The organism is Maribacter luteus (genome assembly GCF_009674825.1).
Taxonomy (GTDB): Bacteria; Bacteroidota; Bacteroidia; order Flavobacteriales; family Flavobacteriaceae; genus Maribacter_A; species Maribacter_A luteus.
The window spans coordinates 96164-117381 of record NZ_WKJH01000001.1; the positions used below are offsets into that span (position 1 = coordinate 96164).

At 38.9% G+C, this 21218-nt stretch carries 16 protein-coding genes and 1 tRNA gene; 4 read left to right on the top strand and 13 right to left on the bottom strand.

Annotated elements, in window-relative coordinates:
- Positions 1-443: 443 nt before the first annotated feature.
- The gene (locus GJ691_RS00395) at positions 444-2240 is read right to left on the bottom strand and encodes an AMP-dependent synthetase/ligase (RefSeq protein WP_154362631.1); all 1797 of its coding nucleotides are present in this window, start codon (positions 2238-2240) and stop codon (positions 444-446) included.
- A 267-nt stretch (positions 2241-2507) separates the two neighbouring features.
- Between GJ691_RS00395 and GJ691_RS00400 the strand changes: the two genes are divergently transcribed.
- From GJ691_RS00400 to GJ691_RS00415, 4 genes are all read left to right on the top strand, one after another.
- Complete coding sequence (locus GJ691_RS00400; RefSeq protein WP_154362633.1) at positions 2508-5735, top strand: S41 family peptidase; 3228 nt, start codon at positions 2508-2510, stop codon at positions 5733-5735.
- 188 nt (positions 5736-5923) lie between these two features.
- Positions 5924-5997 (top strand) — tRNA-Arg (locus tag GJ691_RS00405).
- A gap of 335 nt (positions 5998-6332) precedes the next feature.
- Positions 6333-7637 carry an NCS2 family permease gene (locus GJ691_RS00410; RefSeq protein ID WP_154362634.1) on the top strand — a complete coding sequence of 435 codons (1305 nt, stop codon included), beginning with the start codon at positions 6333-6335 and terminating at the stop codon, positions 7635-7637.
- Complete coding sequence (locus tag GJ691_RS00415; protein WP_154362636.1) at positions 7628-8431, top strand: 5'-methylthioadenosine/adenosylhomocysteine nucleosidase; 804 nt, start codon at positions 7628-7630, stop codon at positions 8429-8431. Before GJ691_RS00410 ends, GJ691_RS00415 begins: the two co-directional genes overlap by 10 nt.
- Positions 8432-8539: 108 nt before the next feature.
- On the opposite strand, the gene GJ691_RS00420 is transcribed toward GJ691_RS00415, so the two are convergent.
- From GJ691_RS00420 to GJ691_RS00475, 12 genes are all read right to left on the bottom strand, one after another.
- Positions 8540-9334: a gluconate 5-dehydrogenase gene (locus GJ691_RS00420; protein WP_154362638.1), complete on the bottom strand. Its 795-nt coding sequence runs from the start codon at positions 9332-9334 to the stop codon at positions 8540-8542.
- 5 nt (positions 9335-9339) lie between these two features.
- Positions 9340-10179, bottom strand: coding sequence for a 5-dehydro-4-deoxy-D-glucuronate isomerase (gene kduI / locus GJ691_RS00425; RefSeq protein ID WP_154362640.1), 840 nt, complete (start codon positions 10177-10179; stop codon positions 9340-9342).
- 32 nt (positions 10180-10211) lie between these two features.
- Complete coding sequence (uxuA, locus tag GJ691_RS00430) at positions 10212-11402, bottom strand: mannonate dehydratase (RefSeq protein ID WP_154363667.1); 1191 nt, start codon at positions 11400-11402, stop codon at positions 10212-10214.
- A gap of 18 nt (positions 11403-11420) precedes the next feature.
- Positions 11421-12251, bottom strand: a complete 831-nt coding sequence (locus GJ691_RS00435) for an SDR family oxidoreductase (protein WP_154362642.1) — start codon at positions 12249-12251, stop codon at positions 11421-11423.
- A 632-nt stretch (positions 12252-12883) separates the two neighbouring features.
- Positions 12884-13765 carry an NAD(P)-dependent oxidoreductase gene (locus GJ691_RS00440; protein WP_154362645.1) on the bottom strand — a complete coding sequence of 294 codons (882 nt, stop codon included), beginning with the start codon at positions 13763-13765 and terminating at the stop codon, positions 12884-12886.
- 334 nt (positions 13766-14099) lie between these two features.
- Positions 14100-14768: a bifunctional 4-hydroxy-2-oxoglutarate aldolase/2-dehydro-3-deoxy-phosphogluconate aldolase gene (locus GJ691_RS00445; protein WP_154362647.1), complete on the bottom strand. Its 669-nt coding sequence runs from the start codon at positions 14766-14768 to the stop codon at positions 14100-14102.
- Between the two features lie 4 nt (positions 14769-14772).
- On the bottom strand, positions 14773-15996 hold the full coding sequence (locus GJ691_RS00450; RefSeq protein ID WP_154362649.1) for a 6-phosphofructokinase: 1224 nt from the start codon (positions 15994-15996) through the stop codon (positions 14773-14775).
- A gap of 42 nt (positions 15997-16038) precedes the next feature.
- Positions 16039-17079, bottom strand: a complete 1041-nt coding sequence (locus tag GJ691_RS00455; protein WP_154362651.1) for a sugar kinase — start codon at positions 17077-17079, stop codon at positions 16039-16041.
- Positions 17080-17137: 58 nt separating this feature from the next.
- A complete protein-coding gene (locus GJ691_RS00460) occupies positions 17138-17902 on the bottom strand; it encodes an SDR family NAD(P)-dependent oxidoreductase (protein ID WP_154362653.1) in 765 nt (254 codons plus the stop codon).
- A 31-nt stretch (positions 17903-17933) separates the two neighbouring features.
- Positions 17934-19223, bottom strand: a complete 1290-nt coding sequence (locus GJ691_RS00465; protein WP_154362655.1) for an MFS transporter — start codon at positions 19221-19223, stop codon at positions 17934-17936.
- 163 nt (positions 19224-19386) lie between these two features.
- On the bottom strand, positions 19387-20091 hold the full coding sequence (locus GJ691_RS00470; protein ID WP_154362657.1) for a FadR/GntR family transcriptional regulator: 705 nt from the start codon (positions 20089-20091) through the stop codon (positions 19387-19389).
- A gap of 214 nt (positions 20092-20305) precedes the next feature.
- On the bottom strand, positions 20306-21214 hold the full coding sequence (locus tag GJ691_RS00475; RefSeq protein WP_154362659.1) for a polysaccharide lyase family 7 protein: 909 nt from the start codon (positions 21212-21214) through the stop codon (positions 20306-20308).
- Positions 21215-21218 lie beyond the last annotated feature (4 nt).

Below are 21218 nucleotides of genomic sequence, written 5' to 3' on the forward strand. Positions count from 1 at the left end.
AAACCAAGTACCCATAAGAAATCAAAAAATAAAGCACAATTGTTTAAAGCAGGCATAAAAACAGGGCGTAATATTTCACTGGTTGGAGTGTTTTGCCCTTTTCTTTGGTATGCCATATTATCGGGAGCCAGTAAGGATTTTATTCTACTGAATTTAATACATTCGGGAATTATTGTAATTATAGGGCTTATAGTGCTAGGTATTAATTACCTGGCACTATACTCCTATTCAAAATCAATTAAAAAAGGTTAAAACAATGGCCTAAACATGCCTAATTACGCCCATTTCTCATATAGTGATTCAAGCTTTTATAGAACTTCTTTAAAGATAGTGGGTTTGAATTTTGAACTGTACGAGAAAAGGGTAAGGCTACACACAACTAAAAAAGCCTTTCATAAATGAAAGGCTTTTTTTATGGAGTATACTGAATAAACAAGAAACTCTTATTCTGAATACATTTTATCGATCAGTTCTTTATATTTTTTCTGTATTATTTTCCGTTTCAATTTCAAGGTTGCCGTAATTTCCCCGGCCTCCATACTGAATTCTTTGGGCAGCAAAGTGAATTTCTTGATTTTTTCAAACTTGGAGAACTCTTTCTGCAGCTCTTCGAATCTTTTTTCAAAAAGTTCTATAATCTGATTGTGGGTAATTAATTCTTCAACATCCTTAAAAGTGATCTTATGCTCCAAGGCGTATTTTTTCAAATTCTCAAAACTAGGGACGGCCAATGCCGTAACATATTTTTGTTGGTCACCTATTACCGCAATCTGTTCAATAAACGAATCATTGATCAAAGCGGTTTCCAATTTTTGGGGGGCAATATATTTTCCACCGGAAGTTTTCATCAAATCCTTGATCCTATCTGTAATAACTAAATTGTCTTTTTCATCTATTCTACCGGCATCACCCGTATAAAACCATCCATCTTTAATGACTTTGGCCGTCTCTTCCGGTTTTTTATAATACCCTTTCATAACACCAGGACCTTTTACTAAAATCTCGTTATTATCGCCGATTTTAATCTGGGTTCCTTCAATAGTCTTCCCGGCTGAATTAAATTCAAAATGTGAGTCCCCGAACAAAGTAACCGTTGCCGTGGTCTCGGTTAATCCATATCCGCATTTAATATTGAGTCCAAAAGAATGAAAAAACGAAACCATATCAGCCGCCAAAGGCGCACCTCCGCATGGCATGAACTTTATACGTCCCCCAAAAACGTCCCGTAATTTACTGAGGACCAATTTGTCTGCAATTTTATATTTTAATTTTAGCGCAAAGGGTACTCTATTTTCAAGCCGTTTGTGCTTGTTATAATAATTGTTGCCCATGCCCAAGGCCCAACTTGCCAATTTCATCTTAGTTGGTGAGGCCTCTTTTCTTTTATCTTGTATGGCCGCAAAAATCTTCTCGAAAATACGGGGAACGGTGCACATTAATGTCGGCTTCACTTCTTTCAGGACATCAGCTATCTTTTTAGGATCTTGATTGAAATAAATTTCTATTCCCTTATAAAGACAAAAGAATACCCAGCTACGTTCGTAAACATGGCTAAGCGGCAAAAAACTTAAGGAAACATCCTTTTCGGAAACGTTCAGTTCAAAATCATGTGCAACCAGAGAAGACCCGAAATTTGTATAGTCTAGCATAACCCCTTTGGGTTCGCCCGTAGTACCGGATGTATAGATGATGCTTGCCAAATCGGTTATATCGCGCTCGTAATATCTTTTCTGTAGCTCCGTTTCTATTTGTCCATTAGGTTCTATTGTTACAAAATCTTCTAAATAAATGGAATTTTCCGAAGACCGCAATTCAATTGTATTCGTTAAAGCGACGATTAGCTTTAAGCAGGCGGAGGTTTCCAGAAGCTCATAAGCCTTATCATACTCATTTTGATTTCCTACGAAAAGAAGACTGACCTCCGCATCATTTATCACATATTCCGCTTCTTTTTTTGAGTTTGTGGCATAAATCGGAATCGATACTGCCCTAACACCCATAATTGCAAGATCCGCAATTATCCAGTTTGGCATATTTTCAGCAAAAATCGCAACGTTTTGTTGTTCCGATATTCCAAAATGCAATAGTGCCTTTGACAGTTTTTCTATCCGATTCCCAAAATCGGTCCAAGAAATACCTACCCATTCATTGAGCGTGTTATCTTTATAATAAATGGCGTTTTTACTTTTAAAACGCTGGGCATTTTGTATTATACTTTCTACTAAGTGCTTATAATCCATACACTATTATTGGTTCCAAATTAATATAGGAACATGTCCTGATCCAAACAAACGAAGTTACGAATAATTGCCCTCTTATTCTTAAAATGAAGGTTTTTACAATTTAATTATGACAGCTATTTACCATGCTAGAAAATCATTTATTCTGGCCTATGATCGGGAAAATTCCATGCCATATTAATTCCGCAATCAAAATTCATGGAGTATTGTAGCAAAGGAACCAAATCCTTACCTTTCCAAATTATTAAATACCAACCATATAACTATATGAAGAGTTTATTTTTAACCGCTTTAACAATTGGCCTAACTTATATCTGTACCGCACAAACAAATCCGAAATGGGCACGTTACCCTTCCATTTCCCCTGATGGTAAAACCATTGCTTTCACCTATAAAGGAAATTTGTTTTCGGTCTTGGCCGATGGCGGTGTTGCAAAACAACTGACTTTCCATTCTGCCCACGATTACGCACCTGTATGGAGTAAAAATGGCCAACAATTGGCATTTGCTTCCAATAGATACGGTAATTTCGATATTTATGTGATGGATGCCCAAGGAGGACCGGCCAAAAGATTGACCTATCATAGTAGTAACGAAACTCCCTATAGTTTTTCTGCGGATGACACCCGAGTTTTGTTCGGGGCCAGTAGATTGGATGATTTCTCCCACAGACAATACCCTACCAGTACGCAACCTGAGTTATATAGCGTACCAACAATTGGCGGTAGGGTAGACCAGTTATTGACCGTACCTGCCCAAGATGTCCAAATAAATAGTGATGGCACAAAATTGGTTTACCATGATAAAAAAGGGTATGAAAATCGTTTTAGAAAACACCACGTATCCGCTATTACAAGGGATATTTGGTCGTACGACCCAACCACTGGAAAACACCTGAAACTAACAGCTTTCAAAGGAGAAGACCGTAACCCGGTATTCGCAAAGGATGATAATACCATTTACTTTTTAAGTGAACGGGAAGGAAGTTTCAATGTCTTTTCAATGTCACTGGACAACACTTCGGAAACAAAGGCCCTCACACATTTTAAAACCCACCCCGTACGCTCTTTGAGTATGGGCAACGGCAAATTGGCTTTTAGCTATGACGGGGAAATTTACACTCTCATACCTGGTGAAGAAGCAAAGAAAGTCGACATCATAATCAGAACCCAGGAAGACCATAATTCAATAAAACATATTTCAGTAAATGGCGATGTACTAGAAATGGATATAGCTCCCAACGGAAAAGAAATTGCATTCATTAGTAGAGGGGAAGTTTTCGTCACCTCTGTAGACGGTTCGCTAACAAAACGAATTACCAATACACCGGAACAAGAACGTTTTGTCAAATTCACTCCGGATGGTAAATCGGTTGCCTATGCCAGTGAACGCAGTGGTAAATGGTCAATTTTCAAATCTTCAAAAGTGCGTTCACAAGAACCTTATTTCTTTGCGGCAACACTTTTCAAGGAAGACTCTTTAATTACTGCCAAAACGGATGTTTACCTACCCGAATTTTCACCGGATAGCACCTATATCGCTTATATCGAAGATAGAAGAACACTGAAAGTCAAAAACCTCAAAAATAATGAGGTGCATACCTTATTGACGCCTAAAGAACTAATTCATATGGAAGATGGCGACCAATATTTTCAATGGAGCCCAGATAGCAAATGGCTCTTGGTAAACTGGCGCGTATCTTTAAGTAATTCTGAGGTTTTATTAATTTCGAAAGACGGAAAACAACGTAAGAACCTAACACAAAGTGGATACTCCGATATTCTACCGAAATGGGTGAACGATGGCAATCAAATCTTATATTTTACCAATCGTGACGGATTAAAAAGCTACGCGACCAGTGGAAAGACTGAGATGGATGTGTATACCATGTTCTTGAACCAAAAGGCATGGGACAAGTTCAATATCTCAAAGGAAGAATATGAGTTAACGCAAATGATAGAAGAGGCTGCGAAGGAGAAAGAAGAAGAAAATTCTGATGACAAAAAGAATAAGAAGGAAAAAAAAGAACCCAAAAAGGTAAAAAACCTGAAATTTGATTTAGAAGACATTGAGCGAAGAAAGTCACGGTTAACCATACACTCTTCGTTACTTGCCGATGCCGTTCTTTCTAAAGATGGGGAAAAACTGTATTACCTCACCCGTTTTGAAAAAGATTTAAATCTCTGGGAAACCGAAATCAGAACAAAGAACACGAAAATGCTCATTTCTTTGGATGCAAAAACAGGAAGCCTACAATGGGATGCCAAAAAGGAAAATCTATTTCTATTGGCTGATGGTAAAATAGCCAAAGTTGACCTTACCATGGCCAAAACAGAACCTGTTGAACTAAGTTCAGAAATGTTATTGGATGCCGATGCGGAACGCAAATATATGTTCGACCATATTTGGCTTCGTACCAAGGGTATTTTCTACACTTCAACTTTTCACGGTGTAGATTGGAATGCCATGCGTACTGAATATGAAAAGTATTTGCCACATATCGGAAATGACTACGAATTTGCAGAAATGATATCTGAAATGCTTGGTGAACTGAATGTGAGCCATGCAGGAGGTGGTTTTTCCGACAATATCGAGAACGGCGATAAAACGGCTTCGTTGGGTATATTTTTCGATTATGGTTATAAAGGTAACGGCTTTAAAATTACCGAAATAATCAAAGGCGGCCCCTTGGATAAGGCCGATTTCAATCTTCAACCCGGAATGGTAATCGACAAAATCAATGGCAAGACCATTGACAATTCAATAGATGCAGCATTTTACCTAAACCGGATTGAAGGAGAATTCACCTTATTGGATGTTTTGGATGAAGCCGGAAAGCGAAAACAAATCACCGTAAAACCCATTAACTTAGGCGAAGAAGGTGCTTTGTTATATAGGCGTTGGGTAAAGAACAATGAAAAGGAGGTCTTGGAGAAAAGCAACGGAACCTTGGGTTATGTGCATATTCCAGGTATGAGCGATGAACCCTACCGTTCCATTTATGATGAAATGCTAGGCAAATTCAATGACAAAAAAGGCGTAATCGTAGACACCCGTTTTAATGGAGGTGGTGATTTGGTCGCGGATTTGGCCATGTTCTTTACCGGTGTACCGTTTTTATCCTATGAAACTGAAGATAGGGTTGTGGGCGGAGAACCTACCTCCCGATGGACAAAACCTACTTTGGCAATTTTCAATGAATCAATGTACAGTGACGGCTCCTGTTTCGCAAGTGGTTATGTAGATTTGAAAATAGGTAAAACTGTAGGTATGCCCGTACCCGGAACCTGTAGTTGGGCCGGTTGGGAAAGATTACCAAACGGTGGGCGTTGGGGTGTTGTGCCCATAAGCTCAAAGAACAAAGCTGGGGAATGGATGGAAAACAATGAAACGAATCCGGAAATACTTGTCAAAAATCAACCTGAGGTAATTACCAAGGGTATAGATGAACAATTGGAAAAATCCATTGAGGTATTGATGAAAGAAGTTGAATAGATGTTCAAATAGATAGAATAAAGACCAGATACTTAAATGAATATGGCTTTACTATTCACTTCTACCCATTAATTCTTTCAATTTTTCTTTCCAGTTAGTTTAAAAGATTTAAATTTGCCGAAATATTGATAAAACGCAGTATGTTCTGTCGTACATGGTTTTATTTTTTTTGCTTTAATGTGAAAAATGGTCGCGTAGCTCAGCTGGATAGAGCATCTGCCTTCTAAGCAGACGGTCGAAGGTTCGAATCCTTCCGCGATCACAACACTCTCAAAACCACGCTATTTGGCGTGGTTCTTTGTTTTGTGGAAAGTCTGAACGCAGTTCGAGGACTTGGAATAAAATAAAGAAACGACAGCAACAGCTGTTTGGCCTACAAAACATGTGTCCCTTCTCAAAAGCATAAACTTTAGTTTAAAGCGATTCAATAAATGGTCGATAACTAATATTCCTTCAATTAAGAATTATTAATTATCCAATGTATTGAATGGGTATTCATCAAAAAGCTTAATTATCAATTGCTCATTTTATAATAGTGCCCAAAATATTATAGATAACCCCTTATAAGATATTGGTAATTCCTAATTTAAAGGCAGATTGAAGACACAAACAACATCTATACGCACCGAGATTTTAGCCGGGATAAGTTCATTCTTGGCAACTTTTTACATCGTAATCGTAAATCCGTCTATATTATCAGAAGCAGGTATGCCATTTTCCGCAGTGGTTACCGCAACTGTGTTGGTAAGTGCTTTCGGTAGTATTACAATGGGTATTTATGCAAAAAACCCATTCGTGATTGCACCGGGAATGGGATTAAACGCGTTTTTTACATATACAGCGGTTAAGGGTCTTGGTCTTAGCTATGAAGCGGCTTTAGGGGCCGTTTTTTGGGCAGGTGTACTATTCTTGATTCTAAGTGTTCTGAAGGCCAGGGACAAAATAGTGCAAGCCATACCACATACTTTACGATATGCAATTGCTGCAGGAATCGGACTTTTCATTTGTTTTATAGGTTTTCAGAATGCCCACTTTATTATTGATGACCCTGTAACCCTAGTTAAATTGGAAAATTTGAAAGACCCTATTTGTTTAACCTTTTTACTGGGTTTGGCTGCAACGGCCATATTGGTTGTTAAAAAAATTCCAGGAGCTATGATTATCGGCATAATGCTTACGACCCTTATGGCTTGGCCCATTGGAAGATGGTGGGGAGATGCGTCTGTAATCAATTTTGGCTCTTCTACCCTAGTGAATTATAACGGCCTTATTTCCATGCCCGATTTCAGCCTTTTTTTGAAGGCCGATCTCGTCGGCTCCCTTCAATATGCGTTTTTACCGGTTATTTTCGTCTTTGCATTTACCGATCTGTTCGATAGTATCTCAACCTTTGTTGGGCTAGCTGAAGCATCCGGGTTCAAAGACAATGACGGAAACCCCAGAAACCTTAAGAAATCACTTTTGGTAGATTCTATCACCACCATTTTTTCAGGTCTTATCGGCAGCAGCTCAGGTACGGCCTATATAGAATCTGCCGTAGGTATTCGGGAAGGTGGTAAAACAGGACTAACGGCCATTACAGCCGGACTTTTATTTCTACCTTTTCTGTTCTTCTCCCCATTATTGTCCATAGTCCCAAGTATCGCCACATCCATTGCGCTAGTATTGGTGGGTTCTTTCATGATGATGCCTTTGGCGAAAGTGGACTGGAAAACCTTGGATGAAGCCATTCCCGCATTTTTGACCATGGTGCTTATGCCACTGACCTACAGTATATCGACAGGTATTATTTTTGGATTCCTCAGTTGGACATTATTGAAACTGTTTTCAGGTAAAAAACATGAAATCAATCCCGTAATCATAATCATCAACCTATTAGCGCTGGTATTTCTATGGATTTAAAAAAAATCTTACTGTTCATTTTAATCATGGGGTTCTGTAGCCTATCTGCCCAGCGAATTGCCATTATGGGGGCAATGGATGAAGAGATAACCATGCTTTTAGATTCCCTGAAAAACAAAAAGGAAATCAAAAAAGAAGGAGTTACCTTTTACACCGGCAAACTAAAAGGACGAAAAGTAGTACTTCTAAAAGCAGGAATAGGCAAGGTAAACGCTGCCTATAGCACAGCAATCCTGGCGACTAACTTTAAACTGAAAGCCATTATATTTACTGGTGTTGCAGGAGGCTTGGACCCACAAATTAATCCTGGTGACATTGTAATATCCGAGAATTTGGTACAATATGATTTTGGCGAGTTAAAGGCTGGGGCATTCAAAACATGGCCTACTAAAAATTTAGCCCAGAACAACGACCGCAATCCTTTGTACATACCGGTAGACCCTTATTTATTGGATTTGGGCAAAAAAGTTTCCGAACATATAGAACTAAGACCTTTTGAAGGTAAGACCCCTAAGTTTTTCGTTGGTACCATAACAACCGGAGACACCTTTCTGAGCGACACAACAAAAGCCAAAGAACTGTATTCCAATTTCAATGCCCTTGCAACTGAGATGGAAGGTGCTGCCGTTGCCCAAATCTGTTCAATGCTGAAAATACCTTTTATTGTTATTCGAAGCTGTAGCGACAATGCCAACACCCAGGCCCATACCGATTATTTTAAATTTGTAAAGGTAGCGGCCATCAATTCAGCCCATATGGTGCTAGAGGTCTTAGAGAATTATAAACGTCCATAACCCAACAAAAGAAATGCATTGCACCTATATGCATACCGTTTGAACAAACCCATGGCAAACATAAAATACCTTTTTAAGAGGTAAAGAAAAAAGTTCCCAACCTTTTGCTCAGTTCTCGTTCGATGGTTTACCAATAGTCGCCAAAATACCCCCATCAACATATAAAATATGTCCGTTTACAAAATCACTGGCTTTCGATGCCAAGAAAATCGCGGCTCCCATCAATTCATCTGGATCACCCCATTTTGCAGCTGGGGTACGGTTAATGATAAAATCATTGAACGGATGACCCCCTACTCGAATAGGGGCCGTTTGTGAAGTGGCAAAATAACCAGGCCCGATTCCGTTGGTCTGGATATTATGTTTGGCCCATTCCGTTGCCATATTTTTTGTCAGCATTTTAAGTCCGCCCTTGGCTGCTGCATATGCACCCACCGAATCCCTGCCAAGTTCACTCATCATGGAACAGATATTGATGATCTTACCTTGTTTACGGACAATCATTGATTTTACAACATGCTTTGATACGATGAACGGACTTACCAAATCTATATCGATGACCTGCCTAAAATCTGCCACTTCCATTTCTTCAAGAGGGGTCCGCTTTATAATCCCCGCATTATTTACTAGAATATCTATGGGTCCGACTTCTTTTTGGATCTTATCAATGGCCTCTATGACCTGAACCTCATCTGTTACATTGAATTTATAACCAAAGGCTTTTATTCCTTCTCTTCCATATTCCTTAATCGCTTTATCAATCTTTTGCTGGGATGAGTTCCCATTAACGACCAAAGTGGCTCCTGCTTTTCCCAAGCCCATGGCCATGGACATACCCAATCCGTGGGTACTTCCGGTTACAAGGGCTATTTTTCCTTTAAGATCGAATAATTCTAGAGACATAATGTTTATTTTAAATCAGTTATTTTGGCAACATCCATATCGCCATAATCCAAGTTTTCACCCGCCATACCCCAAATAAAGGTGTAATTAGACGTTCCCGATCCACAGTGAATAGACCATGGTGGGGAAATAACCGCTTCATGGTTCTGCATCCAAATATGGCGTGTTTCTTGTGGTTGTCCCATAAAATGGCAGACCGATTGCCCTTCAGGTACATCTAAATAGAAATATACTTCCATTCTACGGTCATGCACATGTGCTGGCATGGTATTCCAAACGCTTCCGGTCTTCAGTTCGGTCATTCCCATTTGTAATTGACACGTGGTAACCACACCACCAATTATCATTTGATTGACTGTCCTATGATTTGCAGTCTCCAAAGACCCCAATTCCAACTTATTTGCTTCAGCAAGACTCACTTTTTTAGTAGGATAATGAGTATGGGCGGGAGCGGAATTCAAATAAAATTTGGCGGGTTTATCGGCCTCATCACTTTTAAAAATTACTTCTTTAGCTCCTCTTCCGATATATAGGGCGTCTTTATGCCCCAAAACATACGTGGTACCATCTACCTCAACTGCCCCATTAGCCCCTACATTGATAATACCCAGTTCGCGTCTTTCTAAAAAATATTCAGCTTTCAAAGGATCTATGGTTTCCAACTTCAATGGCTTTTCAGGAACCGCCGACCCCGCGATATACCGATCATAATGCGTGTAGGTCAGATTGACTTTCCCTTTTTGCATCAAATTGGAAATAAGGAATTCATTGCGCAATTCGGTTGTGTCATACTTTTTCACGGCTTCAGGACTTGAAGCATACCTAGTTTCGACCAAAGTTGTCATTTTACTATTTTTCTTTGACTGTTCTATAAAAATTATTCGTTAAAGAGGGCTTTACGTATACCCCATTCGAGTCCGCGCAGTTCTGCCAATCCCCTTAAACGGCCAATCCCCGAATATCCCGGGTTGGTCTTTTTTCGAAGGTCATCGAGCATCTTGTGACCATGATCGGGACGCATTGGCATACGCAAGTCTTTTCTACCAGATGATTTTCGTTTTTCGTGTTCTACGATCAAGGCCTTCATAACATTGTACATATCAACATCACCTTCTAAATGATTTGCCTCATGAAAATTTCCATTGGCATCCCTTTGTGTACTACGAAGGTGAATAAAGTGAATACGACTACCCAAACGTTCAACCATTCCCGGTAGATCGTTATCCTTTCGAACGCCGAAAGACCCTGTACAGAAGGTGAGTCCGTTATTTGGGCTATCAACAGCCTTATAAAGCTCAACAATATCCTGTTCGGTGCTTACCACCCTTGGTAAACCTAAAATGGGATAAGGAGGATCATCGGGATGTATGCACATTAAAACCCCTGCTTTTTCAGCCGTTGGAATGATATGCCCTAAAAACTCGAACAAATGTTTCTTTAATTTCACCCCATCAATAGCATCATAAGTAGCCAAAATAGAATTGAACTCCTCTAAGGAATATCCTTCTTCAGCACCTGGAAGCCCTGCTATGATATTATTTGATAATTGTTGTTTTCCTTCTTCGGACAAACCATCATAATATTTTTTAGCAGCAGCAACTTCTTCTTCTGAATATGTTTTTTCTGCTCCGGGACGTTTCAACAAAAACAATTCAAATGCAGCAAAAGCAGCAGCTTCGAACCGTAATGCCTTGGAACCGTCTTCTACCTGGAACTCAAGATCGGTTCTTGTCCAATCCAAAACAGGCATAAAATTATAGCAAACGATATCGATACCGCATTTACCTAAATTGGCCAAGGTCTCCTTATAGTTATCAACATACTGCAAATAACCTTCTGCTTGGGTTTTAATTGCTTCATGTATCGGTACGCTCTCAACGACCGACCATGTAAGCCCAGCAGCTTCAACTTCATTTTTCCTTTTAGTAATTTCCGAAACGGTCCAAACCTCTCCGTTCGGAATATGATGTAAGGCGGTAACCACTCCGGTAGCACCTGCCTGTCTAATATCTGAAAGGGATACAGGGTCATTTGGCCCATACCATCTCCAAGTCTGTTCTAAAGTCATACTCATTATTCTATATTATTAAACACCACTGAAAGCACTAAAACCACCATCTATAGGCACTACCACACCGGTAACGAAAGCGGCACCCTTATCACTTAGCCATAAGGCCGTGCTTATTAAATCCTCTGGTTCACCAAAACGCCCCATGGGTGTCTGACCGATAATCGTATTCCCTCTTGGGGTCAACTCACCATCTTCACCTAACAACAAAGCCCTGTTTTGATCGGTTAGGAAAAATCCAGGCGCCAAGGCATTAACGCGTATCCCTACTTTTGAGAAATGCACTGCCAACCATTGGGTAAAATTGGAAACAGCAGCTTTTGCACCACTATAAGCCGGTATCTTGGTCAAAGGTGTAAAGGCATTCATGGAAGATATATTCAAAATACTGCAATCCTTTCTACCGACCATATCCTGCGCAAAAATCTGGGTAGGTAAAAGCGTACCGATAAAATTAAGATTAAAGGTGAATTGGATACCATTGATGTCCAAATCGAAAAAAGTTTTAAACCCTTCTGTGGTCTTCTTCAGATCCTCTATTTCCAAATACGGGTTGCTTGTTGTTCCCAAGGGATGGTTGCCCCCAGCTCCATTCACCAAAATATCGCATGGCCCCAATTGACTATTGACCTCCTTTTTGGCAGATTCAAGGGAATCTTTCTCCAAAACATTGGCAACCACACTTATGGCAGTACCACCATGGGAGTTTATATCTTCAGCCACCTTATCAGCGGCCTCCTTTTTTAGGTCCAAAACCGCAATTTTATGACCTTCTTTAGCAAAGGCCTTGGCCAATGCGCTGATTAGAACCCCACCGGCCCCCGTTAACACTATTACTTTTTTATCCATTTCCAGATTCGTTAAATTTTAATTTTTATGGGCAACGACTATATGAATCTATAGCACTTCTTCAAATTTCTGGGTTTTATGCCAAATGAACTAACCAACCAACTAAACAATTGTACATAAAGGGTCTAATCACGTTCATTTTTGTGACCTTAAAGTTACGCATTGCCTTTGTTCTATCCATCCTGTAATATCTTGTTTCTTGTTAGAAAAATTATAAAACATATTATAAGGTTATTTAAGAAAAAAGATAATCGCAGTACTTGTAGTTTTTGCTATTAATAATCCAAGTTTTAAACAAAAGGCATCTACCCTATTAAACGCTTCAGGATTTACCAAATCCTGAATTCAAGTTATAGCTCTGGAGAATTGAATGCCCAAATTCTTCATTGGACATTATGCAGTCGCGGTAATTAAATAATCATAGAAGATTATTTTCTAAAGTAACAGCTAAAGAAATTTGAAAAAAGAATTCTAGGGGCTATTTCAATAATATTGTACTTCTTATAAAAAGCTACGAACAATACAAATTAATTCTAACGTATTAGTTGTTCATAGCATAAATTATTCTTATTGGATTTTGTTTTGAACAAGTAAAAAAGATCAAAACAAAACCCAATAAAATCAAAAAGAAACTATTTCTGTAATTTTAAGAAATAATCAAAGATTTCAGGAACATTACCACTACCCATATCCGCATCAAAAGCAGCCTGAAGGTTAGACGAAGTAGCCTCCGCAATCTTGGAAACCGTACCTAGATCTTTCATCATATGTACGAAATAACCTAAATCTTTATTGGCATTGGCAATCGAGAATCCCAAATCACTTACGTTATCCACGGCATAGTTTTTACAGAATTTCATGAACGGCGAATTCGATGGTCCGGCAGACATGATATCAAACAATTGTTGTCCATCGACTCCAGCTAGTTTCGCTGCTGCGAATGCTTGTGACATAGCTACCACGGTAGTCATACCCATAAAATTATTAATCAACTTTGTGGTATGACCGGCACCCAAGGCTCCTAAATGGAATATGTTCTCACCTTGCTCTTCCAAAACAGGTTTTACTTTCTCGAAAGTTTCTTTATCCCCGGCTGCCATAATATTTAGCAGTCCGTCTTTAGCGTGCGCAGGTGTACGACCTAGGGGAGCATCTATCATACCGGCACCTTTATCGGCAAGATCTTTACCGATCTTACGGGTAGACGAAGGAATCGATGTTCCAAAATCAATCAAAACCGCGCCTTCCTTTATTCCTGCCAGTATACCATCATCGCCATAAACGATCTTCTCCACAACAGCGGAAGTAGTCAGACAAAGCATTACGATATCACTTTTTTCAGCCAATTCTTTTGGCGAGACCGCTTCACTGGCATTACCACGAGCGACAACGGTGGCGACTGCTTCCTTATCTAAGTCTATAACGGATAGTTGATAACCTCTATTCTGTAGATTTTCAACCATGTTAGCTCCCATAAGGCCAAGGCCGATAAATCCTATTGAGGGTTTTTTCATGTTCATTGTTTTCAATTAATAAATGTTGGCACAAAGATATGCATTTGCATACTTCCGTACCTGATCGGATCCAATTCCAAAATTTCAAAAATATAGTGGGTAAGACCTACTTCTTATGAAAAAAACAAATGGTATCACTATGGTAAATTGGTATTTTCCTGATTCTTGTCAAAAAAACAACGCTCTTTTGATGTTTATGATAAAAATGCTTTTTGCCAATGATAGCCTTACTGATTATCTACGTTTTCATGGAAGCAAGACCCATGATAATAAAATCTATATCCGGAGCAAGCAATTATGGTCAAATCAATTACTTGCTCTGGTTCTTGTACTATTACTTTCTTACTGTTTTTATAGTTTCCAAAGCTTCGCGAACTGCTTTTTCCAGACCTTTATAATCTTTATTGGCGAGTACATCCTTACTGATCAATTGCGATCCCATGCCTACACAAGTAACACCAGCCTCGAACCAACCTTTAAGGTTGGAAGTTTCGGTTGAAACACCACCAGTTGGCATAACACTTGTCCATGGTTGAGGACCTTTTATTGCCTTTACAAATCCAGGACCATAGGTTGATCCCGGGAATAATTTCACTATCTCACATCCCAATTCCTCTGCCCTATTGATCTCGGTCAAAGAACCACAGCCCGGTGACCACAATACTTTTCTACGGTTACAGGCTATCGCTATATCTTCACGTAATGAAGGGGTAACAATGAAATTCGCACCTAATTGCATGTATAAAGAAGCCGCCCCTGCATCGGTAATTGAACCAACGCCCAAAATCATTCCGGGAAGTTCCGCAATGGCATATTTGTTCAATTCACCAAAAATCTCAAAGGCAAAATCACCCCGACTTGTAAACTCCATTAATCTGGCTCCACCGTCATAACAAGCTTTCAATACTTTTTTACCCAATTCAATATCCGGATGGTAAAACAAAGGCACCATGCCTGTTTCTTTCATCACGTTTGCCACTTCAATTCTTGAATATTGTGCCATATACTTATTTTTTGTTTAATATTTTTTTAAAATCGTATGCTGAAGGTTCATTTACATACTTCCTAGCAGCTTCGTAATCGTTCTCTTTTAAATAATCTAAATTCTGAAAACATAGATGTGCAAATTCGGATTCTATATCGACCAATCTTGGGGGTATTTTACCGCTCACATCTTGCATATCGGTTAAGAACATTGGGGTTATTTCCCCTCTGGAGTTTGCACTCACCATACAGCCACTAAGTCCTTGGTCATAAAGCTTCTTTACCCCGATGCCCAATAAGGTACATAGCGTAAGATCAAACCCTATCGGTCTGCAACAACGTAGTTCATAACCCAACTCTACCGGCCTACTTTTAACATTCAATCCTAATTTCCCCAATTCTTTTTGGAGAAGTACATTGAGTATATGAGATTTACTAACATTACCCAATTCAGGATGGCCATGGTCATCATAAGTGAAATTAATACCTATTTTATCCAATTCTGATTTTGGCATGGAATGAAAAACACCTTCACTCACCATTGCCACACCATACTTGATTCCCTTAACTTTTCTCTTGACTATTGAAGAAATTATAAGACGAATTACCTTATCAAGGGTAAGATCTGTATTATTGAACATTTCTGGGATAACCATCATTGGAAAATGACAGCTTGTAGCAATACCAAATGCCAAATGACCAGCTGATCTACCCATGGCACACATAACAAACCAATTATGGCTCGTACGCGCATCTTCGTAAGTTGTATTTCCGATCCGTACGCCTTCATCCTTGGCAGAATGGAACCCGAATGTGGGATTCCTGTCCGGCAAAGGCAAGTCATTATCAATTGTTTTTGGAACGTGGATATTGGATATAAAAATGTTTTCCTTTTCAAGGTAGGTAGTAATTCTATTGGCAGTAGAGGCGGTATCATCACCACCAATACTGACCAATAGTTTTACATCGTTATCTAAAAACAGGTTAGTGTTTAGACTTTCGTTTTTAGGTTTGAACCTACTCATGACCAAGGTTGAACCACCTCGGCTAAAAATTCTATCAGCATGATCAAAATCAAATTCCTTTATTTCCGGATTCTCACTGAAAATGCCTTTAAACCCTTCGTGCAATCCTAAAACCCTATAACCATCCTTTAAAAAAACCTTGGCCACCGTGCTGATCACTGAATTGATTCCAGGTGCGGGCCCTCCCCCACAAATAATCAATACCGATTTACCATTGGCCATTTTAAAACGAATCGTTTAAAGTCATAGAATCATATGTGCTGTTTATCTGGCCACACGACCAGATGCATCACCACCCATTAGTTTTTCTACCTCGGCCACGGTCACCAAGTTGGCATCACCTTTAATAGTGTGTTTTAAACAGGAAGCTGCTACGGCAAAATCCAAGGCATTTTGATCATCTTCAGGATATTTCAACAATCCGTAAATCAGACCACCCATGAACGAATCTCCGCCACCTACACGATCTACGATATCAGTAATCTGATATTGACGGGTCTCATACATTTTCTTACCATCATATAAAACTCCTGCCCAAGTGTTATGTGACGCCGAAATAGATCCACGAAGTGTGGTAATCACTTTTTTGGCACGTGGAAATTTCTCCATCATCTGCTTACATACAGACAAAAAGGCTTCCGCTTTTACATCATGACCTTGGGTCTGAACCGTAATACCTTCTGGTTTAATTCCGAAATGCATTTCAGCATCCTCCTCGTTTCCTAGGATAATATCACAATATGAAGTCAACTCGGTCATAATCGTTTCACGATCACCGCCATATTTCCATAATTTAGCACGATAATTCAAATCTGTGGAGATGGTTATCCCTTTTTCACTAGCAACCTTAACGGCCTCAAGGCAAACATCGGCTGCCCCTTGTGAAATTGCCGGTGTAATACCTGTCCAATGGAACCATTCTACCCCGTCGAATACAGCATCCCAATCGATCATTCCTGATTTTATTTCACTAATAGCGGAATGGGCCCTGTCATAGACCACTTTACTACCCCTACTAACGGCTCCTGTTTCCAAAAAATAGATTCCTAGACGATCACCACCATAAACGATCTTATCGACCCCAACACCACGCTTGCGCATTTCCATAAGGGCACACTCTCCAATGTCATTTTTTGGAAGTCGTGTTACAAAATCTACGGGTACACCATAATTTGCTAAAGAGACCGCTACATTGGATTCCCCTCCTCCATAAACCACATCAAAACTGTTGGCTTGGGAAAACCTTAAAAATCCTGGAGGTGCCAATCTTAGCATTATCTCTCCGAAAGTGACTACTTTTTTCATATAAAATCGGATTATTTTATTCTTTTTTTAAACTGAATTTAAGTTCTCTATTCTAAATTTAAATTCCTAAGCCTTGGCCCCCACCTACTTGAATGGTCTCAGCCGTTAGGAAAGAAGCGTCATCACTAACCAAAAATGAAATCACCGAAGCTACTTCTTCAGGTTGTCCTAATCTACCCAACAAAATATTGTTTTTCCATGAAGCGAAAACTTCCGGTTTGGTTGATTTGATCTGCGCATGGAAAGGTGTATCGATAGTACCTGGAGATACTGCATTAACCCTAATTCCATATTCTGCCAAATCTTTTGCTAAAGCCCTTGTAATAGCATGTACAGCAGCTTTGGACGTACCATAGATACCAGCACCTGGCCCTCCAGCATTCCACCCGGCAATTGAAGTATAATTAATAATTGAGGCGTTCTCCCCTTTTTTAAGGAATGGAATGGCCGCTCTTGAAGCGAAAAAAGTTGAATCAAGGTTCAATGCCATGACAAATCTGTAAAATTCTGTAGTCATTTCTTCAAATCTTGATCTTCCGCCCAAACCACCGGCATTATTTACCAACACATCAATTTTACCGTATTTTTCACCGATTTTAGTGATGTTGGATGTAACTTCTTCTTCTTTTGTAACATCAAAACCATAGTACTCAGCAGTAATACCTTCAGCCTTAAGCTCTTCTATTCTTTTGGCTCCTTCCTCATCTTCAATACCATTAAGGACAACGGTATACCCGTCTTTTCCCAATCTTTTCGCTACTTGGAAACCAATACCACCGGTTGCTCCTGTAATTACTGCTACTTTTCCTTCTGACTTGCTCATTTTTTTAAAAATTTATTATTTTATAATTCTGTTATTTTTCTACTGACTCGATTTTTCTTGCGAAGTAATAAATGGCACCAACACCTAGCGGGACAAATATTCCAATTACAACAAAAATGGGTGTATAAGAGTAGTTATCTACAATTACCGGAACCAAGAAGTTCATGATAATAACGGATAAAACACCGATCATTCCTCCTAATCCCGCTAACGATCCCACAGATTTTCCACTAAAGAAATCACTTGGTAATGTTTGAACGTTACTAATGGCAAATTGGAACCCGAACAATACAAAAAATACAATCGCTACAAATTTTTCGGCGGTATCCCCTATAAGTACGGTCGCAATTAATCCGGCAAGCATAATTACACCACCAATTAAAATCGTCGTCTTTCTTCCTTTATCTATTGAGTTCGTTTTCGCAATGATTTTACCTGAAACATACCCTCCGATAATACTTCCCAATGCGGCACCGACATAAGGCAACCAAAGGAACATACCTACTTCCTTGACGTTAAATCCATAAATATCGAAAAGATAAATGGGCATCCAAGTGACAAAAATCCACCAAATAGGTTCTAAAAAGAATCGACCGACTACTACGGCCCAAGACTCTTTGAATGAAAGAATTTCCTTTAAGCTTTTACCTTTAGTATCCTCTGTTGCATTTTGATCGGCCAAACTTTGACCTTCAAGAATAAAATCTTGCTCTTCTTTTGTAATCCAAGGGTGTTTTTTCGGACCCGCTTTATTAATTAGCAACCATGGAATAATCCAAAGTATCCCAAAAGAACCTACTACCATAAACGTAATTCTCCACCCAAAAGCAACGAACAATGTCGCAATAAACGGTGGGGCTATGACGGATCCAATAGAAGCTCCGGCATTGAATAATCCTTGAGCAATTGCCCGTTCCTTAATTGGAAACCATTCAGCATTACTTTTTACACCTCCTGGCCAATTCCCAGCTTCAGATAACCCTAAAGTGGTTCTGAAAAAAGCAAGGGAAAAGAATCCTCTAACCGTAGAGTGTAAAAAAGAGGATATACCCCAAACCCCTATACTGATCACATAACCAATTCTCGTTCCTACTTTGTCAAATAATTTACCGGAGAAAAGTTGACCTAAAGCATAAGCGACCATAAATACATTGGAAATTAATCCATAATGATACTTTGTAAGACCAAGAGATTGAGCAATTGAGCCCTCTACATCTTCACCTCCCCACATAATTGAAAGTGCACTTCGGTCAATATAATTAATAACCGTGGCCAAAAATATCAGCCCAATAATCACCCATCTTAATCCCTTTACTTTCATATTCTATTATTTTATTTTTTGAGTATCTATTTAATCGCGGAGTCCTATTAAGCCAGAAACTGACTTAGCAACTAAAACTGATCTAAATTATTTACCTTCCCAGTTTGTTTAAACTTAAAAAAGATAAAAGTGCGAGATTCTATCTTTTTCCTTAGACAAGTTTTCATTCAATATTATAACAATACTGATACAACATTTTAAAGTGTACTTTCATTTTTTCTTTGGCCAATTTTGGGTCTTGTTTTTTAATCGCCTCATAAATATCATTATGTTCCTGTATACCTAATGCCGCCCTATTCACATTACACACATGGTATTTCTCGAAATTAGTGATAATCTCAGGCGTTATGATCAACATAAACGTATTCATTGTACTGTTACCACTCGCTTTCGCTATGGATAAATGAAACAATAAATCTTCTTGAACAGCATCCTCTCCATTTTCTACCTTTGCGGCATAAGCATCCAATGCAATTTTCATTTGCGCCAAATCTTCATCGGTTCGTCTTAAAGCTGCCAATCTACAGGTTTTCAACTCCAATAAAATTCGTGTCTCAACAAGGGATTTAAAATCCGGGGTTTCCAATTCAAGAATATCCTTAAGCATTCCTTTCATGGCGATTGGCCCAATATCGGCAATAAATGTCCCGCTCTGAGGTCTGGATTTCAATAGCCCATAGAACTCCAATCTTTGTATGGCTTCCCTTAAACTACTTCTACTTACCCCAAATTTTTCCGCTAACATTCGTTCTGACGGAAGCTTATCACCTGGCTCCAAGTTTTTAAAGGTGATCAAGTCACGAATTTTCGTGATAATATCTTTTTGAACTTCCCTGTTTTCTGCTTTTGTAAGTACTTCTAACTTCATATAATCATTTTAACAAAATTGGTTAACCAGATTGGTTTGTTAAAATTAAACAATTAATCCAACATAAATAGAACACTAAGGGTTCAAAAAAATCTGTTGTTAATCTTAAAATTTGGAGTACTGGTCCAAAAAAGGACCAGCACTGCCAAAAACTCAAACTAACTCAACTACTAATCAAAACTTATACTTTTTCGACTTAACATTTTCAATTAACTTAATGCTTTACTTCCAAATCATAAAACTTGACCTTTGCAAAAGACCCTTGATCTCTAGATTGGAAATAATTACCAGCTTTAAAATAGTTCTCGAATACTCCCCATTTTTTAATATTCCTGTCGTCATATACAGCAAACTCATTATTATTTAAGGATACTACCATTTTACCATCGCTAACCGTGACATTTATTGTAAATTTCCTAAAACCAACTTCCTCTTCGAAAGTAAAACCTTTATCATCGGTCCAAGCTTCTTCATATAGTAAGCCTTCTTCCGTGGTAACGTCAGGATATTTCAAAACTTTGGTCTTTACCCTAATTTTACCATTTTGCCAATATATCTTCAACATTGGGGGAGCATTATTGTCTTTTTGCCCAATTAAATTTCGCTGTTCATTGGTTAAACGACCATGAATCTGTAGTATAATTACCTTATGATACTTTCCGTCCTTATCCTTAGAAACCTCATCCATTGCAATTTTAGCCTTCAAAATTCCGCCTTGACCAAAAGTCCAATTTACATTATCATTCCCTGGAACCATTTGCTCCCGAAGTTCAGATCTTGAGTACTTCGTATTTGCAGTTGTCGCTTCTGTTGGGTAAGCATGAAAAACCAAAGCCCCTGAAGATGAGTCATTATACATAAAAGGCTTCAAAACTTCATTGGTCGCATACTCCAAAATATCTGGTGGTTCTACACTTATTGCACCACCTTTACCATTACCCTCGGGAATGGTTACTTTCCAATGGGACAAATCAATTTTTGATAACTTATATTTTTTTTTCTTCACTCTCCTTTCTTTTTTGACTTCATTTTCTACAACGTTGCTAGCCGTTTGACAAGCAACGTTTGTAGAAGTCAATGTGAAAATGAGAATGATTAATATAGGATTTAAAGTAATCTTCATTTAT

Coding starts and splice junctions, on each gene's coding strand:
- GJ691_RS00475 (WP_154362659.1), bottom strand. CDS start 21,214: ATGAAGATTACTTTAAATCCTATATTAATCATTCTCATTTTCACATTG.
- GJ691_RS00420 (WP_154362638.1), bottom strand. CDS start 9,334: ATGTCTCTAGAATTATTCGATCTTAAAGGAAAAATAGCCCTTGTAACC.
- GJ691_RS00455 (WP_154362651.1), bottom strand. CDS start 17,079: ATGAAAAAAGTAGTCACTTTCGGAGAGATAATGCTAAGATTGGCACCT.
- GJ691_RS00440 (WP_154362645.1), bottom strand. CDS start 13,765: ATGAAAAAACCCTCAATAGGATTTATCGGCCTTGGCCTTATGGGAGCT.
- kduI (WP_154362640.1), bottom strand. CDS start 10,179: ATGACAACTTTGGTCGAAACTAGGTATGCTTCAAGTCCTGAAGCCGTG.
- GJ691_RS00395 (WP_154362631.1), bottom strand. CDS start 2,240: ATGGATTATAAGCACTTAGTAGAAAGTATAATACAAAATGCCCAGCGT.
- GJ691_RS00465 (WP_154362655.1), bottom strand. CDS start 19,223: ATGAAAGTAAAGGGATTAAGATGGGTGATTATTGGGCTGATATTTTTG.
- GJ691_RS00470 (WP_154362657.1), bottom strand. CDS start 20,091: ATGAAGTTAGAAGTACTTACAAAAGCAGAAAACAGGGAAGTTCAAAAA.
- GJ691_RS00460 (WP_154362653.1), bottom strand. CDS start 17,902: ATGAGCAAGTCAGAAGGAAAAGTAGCAGTAATTACAGGAGCAACCGGT.
- GJ691_RS00415 (WP_154362636.1), top strand. CDS start 7,628: ATGGATTTAAAAAAAATCTTACTGTTCATTTTAATCATGGGGTTCTGT.
- GJ691_RS00400 (WP_154362633.1), top strand. CDS start 2,508: ATGAAGAGTTTATTTTTAACCGCTTTAACAATTGGCCTAACTTATATC.
- GJ691_RS00450 (WP_154362649.1), bottom strand. CDS start 15,996: ATGGCCAATGGTAAATCGGTATTGATTATTTGTGGGGGAGGGCCCGCA.
- GJ691_RS00445 (WP_154362647.1), bottom strand. CDS start 14,768: ATGGCACAATATTCAAGAATTGAAGTGGCAAACGTGATGAAAGAAACA.
- uxuA (WP_154363667.1), bottom strand. CDS start 11,402: ATGACTTTAGAACAGACTTGGAGATGGTATGGGCCAAATGACCCTGTA.
- GJ691_RS00435 (WP_154362642.1), bottom strand. CDS start 12,251: ATGGATAAAAAAGTAATAGTGTTAACGGGGGCCGGTGGGGTTCTAATC.